General features: G+C 57.8%; 5 protein-coding genes. All 5 read right to left on the bottom strand.

Annotated features, from left to right (window positions below; genetic code table 11):
• Positions 1-314: 314 nt before the first annotated feature.
• Positions 315-590, bottom strand: coding sequence for a hypothetical protein (locus tag AC1KAT_RS22060; protein ID WP_480329493.1), 276 nt, complete (start codon positions 588-590; stop codon positions 315-317).
• A 109-nt stretch (positions 591-699) separates the two neighbouring features.
• Positions 700-1,221: a DUF2867 domain-containing protein gene (locus AC1KAT_RS22055; protein WP_480329491.1), complete on the bottom strand. Its 522-nt coding sequence runs from the start codon at positions 1,219-1,221 to the stop codon at positions 700-702.
• A gap of 82 nt (positions 1,222-1,303) precedes the next feature.
• Complete coding sequence (locus AC1KAT_RS22050) at positions 1,304-2,041, bottom strand: hypothetical protein (protein WP_480329489.1); 738 nt, start codon at positions 2,039-2,041, stop codon at positions 1,304-1,306.
• Positions 2,042-2,740: 699 nt separating this feature from the next.
• Complete coding sequence (locus AC1KAT_RS22045; RefSeq protein ID WP_480329487.1) at positions 2,741-3,151, bottom strand: hypothetical protein; 411 nt, start codon at positions 3,149-3,151, stop codon at positions 2,741-2,743.
• A 730-nt stretch (positions 3,152-3,881) separates the two neighbouring features.
• The gene (locus AC1KAT_RS22040) at positions 3,882-5,363 is read right to left on the bottom strand and encodes a DUF262 domain-containing protein (RefSeq protein ID WP_480329495.1); all 1,482 of its coding nucleotides are present in this window, start codon (positions 5,361-5,363) and stop codon (positions 3,882-3,884) included.
• Positions 5,364-6,419: the final 1,056 nt, after the last annotated feature.

Here is a 6,419-nt window from a genome sequence, read left to right as displayed (position 1 = left end):
TCGATCGCCATAGGACACCCAACTTTCGATAGATGGTCGAAAGAGAACTATGTCCCAGTCGAGGAGCGACACCCGCGAATCGAAGTCCTCTTCTGATACGACATCGGCCGCAAGATCGACGACTATTGCAAGCATTCTTTTGGGCATGGCTAGGGGAGACCTGTGACGCCTAACGTTTGACATGAGCGGTGGCTTGACGGCGAAGCCGGCAAGACATCCGCTCGATGGAATGGTTAGGCATCTTGCGTTCCCAAGTTACGAACGCGTGCACAACGATCAGTAGCACGAGTCATGGCCTCCCAGTTGCTTGACACCTACGCTTGATCATTGCCAATCTTCGCAACGTTGATGATCTCGATCTTTCCCGGCCCAGGGAGTGAGACAACCTCGAACTGGATGTGTTGGCCTTGACCCTTGATTGAGCAGATTTGTCCCGGTTTCGCCTTCAACGCGACCGAGAGATTCAGGTGCCCAGGGCCGCGAAATGGCTGGTATTCGTAGATGCCTGGCTCCTTGGGAGCTTCGGACTGACGAAACATTCCAACCGGCAGCCCTTGGAAGGAAAAGCCAATGATCGGCGCTGGTTCCATGATGCCTAACGTTTGACATCAGGGGTGACTGACCGGCGCAGCCGGTTGGGCATCCCCTCAATGGAATGGTTAGGCGGCGCAAGCGCTAGTGAGCGAACGTGGCGACGGCTCATAGCCTACCGGCTTGCGCCGCTCTGACCAGCAGGCGCTGGACGCCCCACTTGTGAAACGGTGTGATCAGTCGCAGATAGATTCGACCGGAACGGTTGTGGGTACGACAGACCGTGGAGACAACGGCGTACGAGCCCTGCTCACAGCTCTGCTTGGCGACCGACACACGGAAATCGAGGTGCTTGTTGTCTCGGCCGGCTACCAGTTCATTCGACCCGAGAAAGTAGATCGGCCAAGGGCCAATGCTCTGACCGACGCGATAAGTTGCAGCCCTGGTTGGATTCATGATCTCGGTGGTGCTTGCTGCCTTGAGGCCGAACCATGATGCGACACGATGGCGGATCAGCAAGATGCACTTGAGCCAGTACGGGTGATGACCAAAGACAGCAAAGAAGATGCCTACAACGCTCGCGTCGCCATGCCTGAGATTGACCTGATACGAGTCAGTGAAGAAGGCGCCCGAGACCAACTCGCGATCAATCGCTGTATTGGCAGGCAACTGGCACGGGGCAACGCTCATGTGACGCCTAACGTTTGACATGAGCGGGGGCCGGCCGGCGCAGCCAGTAGGGCATCCGCTCGCTGGAATGGTTTGGCATCTCTCACTCCGGTAGGACCCATGAGTTCAGCGTTGTCTCGGCCAATCCGATTGCCGGCCGGAGTTTCTTAAGCACTTCACCGGGCCCAAGATCGAACATCGCGTGCGCCCCTGGCCGCCAAGCCCAATAGCCACGGCACGCGTACGGCACCGAAAGATTGGTGATGTCATCGATGTTCCGTCCTTCGATATCTTCATGCCGGCACGTCATTGAAGTCGGCGGAATTCGACCATCTGCGATCTCAAAACGTGGATAGAACGGCATGGTCGTAACGTTAGGGCTTGGCCCACTGCCGCACATCTGTACTCCAAGCTCAGGGAACTTGTAGACATTATCTTTGGACGAACACGCCCACTCGCTTGGTCCACCTGGGCCCTGAGTCCTTACGTCTTGGAATTTAAGGAAGAGCGTCAAAAGATCGTAAGAGGTCGGCAGTTCCGCGCTTTTAGGATGTTTGATGCCGGGGTGAGGGACTGGAAGGAGTTCGTTGCCCAGTAACGCGAAGTGGAGCTTCATGGAGGCCAACTGGCAGTCACTGGTGAAGCGCTCTTCGATCGGTAGGTTGTGCGTCCATTCGGGCCGGGACAGCTTGAATCCCGCCGCCGTCTTGTAGATGACAAGCCCGTCGCGCCGTGTGGTGCACTTGGCCTGCATGTCCTGTGGTGCCGGTGGCGTAGACCCTTCCTTCGGCTCGCACCCGAGCAGACCGACCGAGGCGATGAAGACGAGAAATCGGATCACCTGAGATGCCTAACGTTTGACATGAGCGGTGGCGCAAGGGCGCAGCCCTTGTGACATCCGCTCGATGGAATGGTTAGACAGCGACCGGCTCGTATGGCTCATTGAAGACTGCACAAACCCTTGCTGCCCTGGCTAGGAAGTTTCGCTGACACGCCGCTGCATGCAAAGCACCTGGTGAACTCGCTCAGCCGGTGCGCTGGCCGCCAACGGACGGACAGCCCACGCAGAACACGGCACGCCTCTCTTCGCATGGCACCGACCTTCCTCGGCCGATGTCTAACGTTTGACATGAGCGGTTCGCCGAAGGCGAATCCGCTCGATGGAGGGGTTAGACCTCTGTGGACGAAGCCACAGAGGAATGCCCGCAGACGGGCCGAAGTGTGAGGCAGCACGGCCGACAAACCGATAGGACCGATGACCCACGCTATGTGCGCTGGCCGCCAACGGACGGACAGCCCGCGCCAACCGCTGCGACCTGCCCAGCGAAGCCACCGCCGGCGGATGCCCGAACGACGCGCGTGACCGCCAGGGTTGGCCGGATCGCGCAGTCGTTTGATGAAGCACCGTTTGCATAACTCGCACTGCTTTCGAAGGCACGCTGCCTGGACCAACACTGAGGTCTAACGTTTGACATGGGAGGACGTCACCCGGCTTGCCGGGTGACGTCCTCTCGATGGAAGGGTTAGGCATCGTGCGGCCTCACTCCTTAGACAGCCAATACTTTGCTCTTGCTTCTGGGTCGGCTAGAGCCTCTTTGCAAGGGGAGCTGTACCTAAGCATCATGAGGCCAAGGCCTTCTTTCCCCTTTGCGTTCAAGAGCTCCATGTTTGCTTCTACCGCCTCTGTGGTCCAACGTCGAACTACTTCCTTCGGTCTAGTTTGCTCGGCCAGCTGCACGAACTTTTCAATTGTTGGTTCTATGTCTCTTATGGCTTCGCCGGGCTTTCCAACCTTCTCCATGAGCATCAATCGGACGAGGTGATACCCCGCGCAAATGGAGAACTCTTTGGCTACTGCTTCCTCTGCTTGATCTTTGGGGAGGCAGAGGGCAATCTGAGAGGATAAAAGAAGCGAAAGGGCGAAGAGTGATTTCAGAACTTGATTTGCCATTCGAGTTTGCCCCTATGCGATGCCTAACGTTTGACATGAGCGGTTCGCCGAAGGCGAATCCGCTCGATGGAAGGGTTAGACCTCTGTGGACGAAGCCACAGAGGAATGTCCGCAGACAAGCCGAAGTGTGAGCCAGCGCGGCCGACCAACCGATAGGCCCGATGACCCACGTTATGTGCGCTGGCCGCCAAAGGACGGACAGCCCGCGTCAGCCGCTGCGACCTGCCCAACGAAACCACCGCCGGTGGATGCCCGCACGGCGCTCGTGACCGCCAGGCTCGGCCGGAACGCGCAGTCGGTTGATCGAGCACCGTTTGCATAACTTGCACTGCTTTCGAAGGCACGCTGCCTGGACCAACACTGAGGTCTAACGTTGAGTTAAGCGGTCGCCGAAGGCGATCCGCTTGAACGACCCGGTAGGTTTCTTGGCGAGGGCAAACACGATGACCTCAACAAGCCAAGAAACACACCGGCCGAACTGAGCGCCGATGATGGCGTGCCGCCCAACGCAGGGCAACCCGGAACCCCGCAAGCGAAGGACGCCCGCAGCCCAGCGATAAACAAGCCACCTGGCGCGAAGAAAGCACGCGGTGCACGATCAACTGCAACACTTGGGCTCAGCCGTAGCAACACAGGACGTGCACCGTTCGCCAAGAAATCTACCGTTTGACATGAGGGGCGGCCAGACGGCGCAGCCGGCTGGACATCCCCTCGATGGAATGGTTAGACCTCAGGGACCGATTGGCAAGTTGACCAGGTCCAGGTCAATGGATGAGAGGAGGTTGGCCTGGACAAGAACAAATCGCTCCGGATCAAGCAACTGAGGCGAATCGACGCCCGAGTATTTCTTGAACGTTTCGCCGATCTTCTTCTGCTTCTTTGCGACCTTCTTCTTCTCACCATGATCCACGTCATGCTGAAGGTCAGTCCGGAGAGTATTCACGTCCACGAATGAGGCCGGCATGCGGTCTGCCAATCGCTGCCCAACACTCTCCCTGAAGAGGAAGTAAAGGTCATCAATGAGAGACGTGTATGAGGCGAGGCTCGAAACAGGCTTGCCGAGTCTCGTGAGAGCTTGGGCTGTTTTGTTCGTCGCCTTGAACAAGTCCTCTCCGTGGATATGTGCATACGCTGTGTTTATGCGCCCAATCTTGATCGACACCTCCTGGGCAAGCTCAACTACGCGCTGAGCGACGCCACTTGCTGCGACCGCCGCGGGGCTGAATGCTTCTGCAATCTTCGTATCGAATAAGAAGGCTTTGCGGAGCAAGACTTCGTGCCGGGTTCGAGCCCCCGCCTTAACGTTGGCGTTGATGGAGCGCTGGAACCGAACGTAGTCGTAATCCGTGGCCGATTGGCCAAGCTCCACTTGCCTCGACAGGCCCTCGAGAAAGTCTGCCACGAACAGGCGCAGCTCCTTTGACAGCTCGGTATGCGACTTCGTTTCGACTAGGCGGCAAGCAAGCGTTATCAGCGACTGAACTATGGTTCGGTTCTTCAGCTGACCGTTCTGGACCGGGAACGCCTTGGCGAGGAAGTCCAGAGCAGCCGATATCCGCTTTGCGACCGCGGAACTAGCAGAAAACGACTTCTGTGAAGCGAACACGCGCTTGAGGTCTTCAAATCGGAGACCCGTATCGATTCCTTCGACCTCAATCGCCGCCACCTTGGCAACGATGTCAAAGTGAGCGAGCCGGGTGTTTGGCACGGAGACGGATTTGGTAAAGAAGTCGTGCCTCGCAATCTTCTGACAGTAGTCGCGCAGCTTGCTGTGAACGGAGTTCAGCTTTTCGCTGCTCGTCAGTGGAAGTCCCTGCTGAAGACGTTGGAAAAACTCCTTCAGCTCTTCCTCAGACGCGTCTTCTATCTCGTCGTACTCAATCTCAAAATCGTCAAACGCGTCCGAGATCTTCGACTTCAAATCCTTGTAGTACGGACCACCGAACATAGCGGCGGATTCGTCTGAGAGCGATAGCGTGTTGGCGAAGAACTCATAGACGGCAGTAAGCCTCTGCTGGCCGTCGACCACCTCGTAGTCTTCTTCGTTCAGCTTCACAAAATAGAACTTGGGCAGCTTCCATCCACGCAAGACGCTATCTATAAGCGCCTTCTTACGAGTCTCATCCCATACCTCACCTCGTTGCCACTCAGGGATCTCGTAGCGGTCTCGTCGCTTATAGATTTTGTCGAGGGCGCGTCGGCCAGCGGTCATCTTCACGAATGTAGGCTCCTATCGGTGGAGTAATCGGGCGCTGCGATTCTGAGGTCTAACGTTTGACATGAGGGGTGGCTTGACGGCGCAGCCGGCAAGACATCCCCTCGATGGAATGGTTAGACAGCGACCGGCTCGACTGAACTGGCCATGCACGCTGCCTGTTAAACACGGCATTGCCCTTCATGCCCGCGTCCTGGCTGAGAAGTTTCTCTGGCCGGCCACCGACTGCATAGCACCTCGCCCCCTGGCTCGGTTCGGCGCGGGCCGGACTGCAACTGACATAGCACGGACTTCGCCACCACACCGCGCCGACCGCAGCCCCGCACCTATTGAACACGCTCAGTCGGTGCGCTGGCCGCCAGCGGACGGACAGCCTATGAAGAACTTGGCAGGCTTCTGCTCGCATGGCACCGCTTTCAATCGGCCGATGTCTAACGTTTGACATGAGGGGTGGCTTGACGGCGCAGCCGGCAAGGCATCCCCTCGATGGAATGGTTAGCTGTCACCCCTAGCACTCGTACGGTTCTATGTAGAGGTACTTTGGCGCTTCCGGCCTGCAACCGGCGAGACATGTCAAACGCGTGCCCGCACGTTGACCTGGGCACTGCGGATTTGTGTCCTTCGTAGGCACATACACGGCGCCCGCGAGGATGGTTCTTCCACCCTTCCTGCACCGGATACCACCGTCATCCTGAATGGAGCACTCCTGCGAGAACCGAACCGACGTGACAGCCTTCGACACGCCCTCTTCGTCAAACTTAGAAATGCCCAACATCAGCTGCGAGTGCTCGCACGCGTTGTCCGATATTCCAACCGAGTGCGTGGCCGATTGCCCCAAGTACGAATTCGAGCAGCCAGCGACTGCTGCATCGCTGACAGCGGTTCCGACGAGGAGAAGTAGGGTGGCAAGTGCGGTTCGCATGAAGTGACAGCTAACGTTTGACATGAGCGGTGGCCGACCGGCGCAGCCGGTTGGACATCCGCTCGATGGAAGGGTTAGGCGTCACGCGCCCGCCCAACCCGAATGCGCCCTGGAGTTCACTCTCGATGCCC

Source organism: Piscinibacter sp. PDB5-1, assembly GCF_056676035.1.
Note: the sequence above shows the minus strand (reverse complement) of the source record. Positions and strands in the feature narration are given on the sequence as shown.

Excerpts from the sequence above, each read along its gene's own strand:
- AC1KAT_RS22040 (WP_480329495.1), bottom strand. The coding sequence starts at position 5,363 with ATGACCGCTGGCCGACGCGCCCTCGACAAAATCTATAAGCGACGAGAC.
- AC1KAT_RS22060 (WP_480329493.1), bottom strand. The coding sequence starts at position 590 with ATGGAACCAGCGCCGATCATTGGCTTTTCCTTCCAAGGGCTGCCGGTT.
- AC1KAT_RS22045 (WP_480329487.1), bottom strand. The coding sequence starts at position 3,151 with ATGGCAAATCAAGTTCTGAAATCACTCTTCGCCCTTTCGCTTCTTTTA.
- AC1KAT_RS22055 (WP_480329491.1), bottom strand. The coding sequence starts at position 1,221 with ATGAGCGTTGCCCCGTGCCAGTTGCCTGCCAATACAGCGATTGATCGC.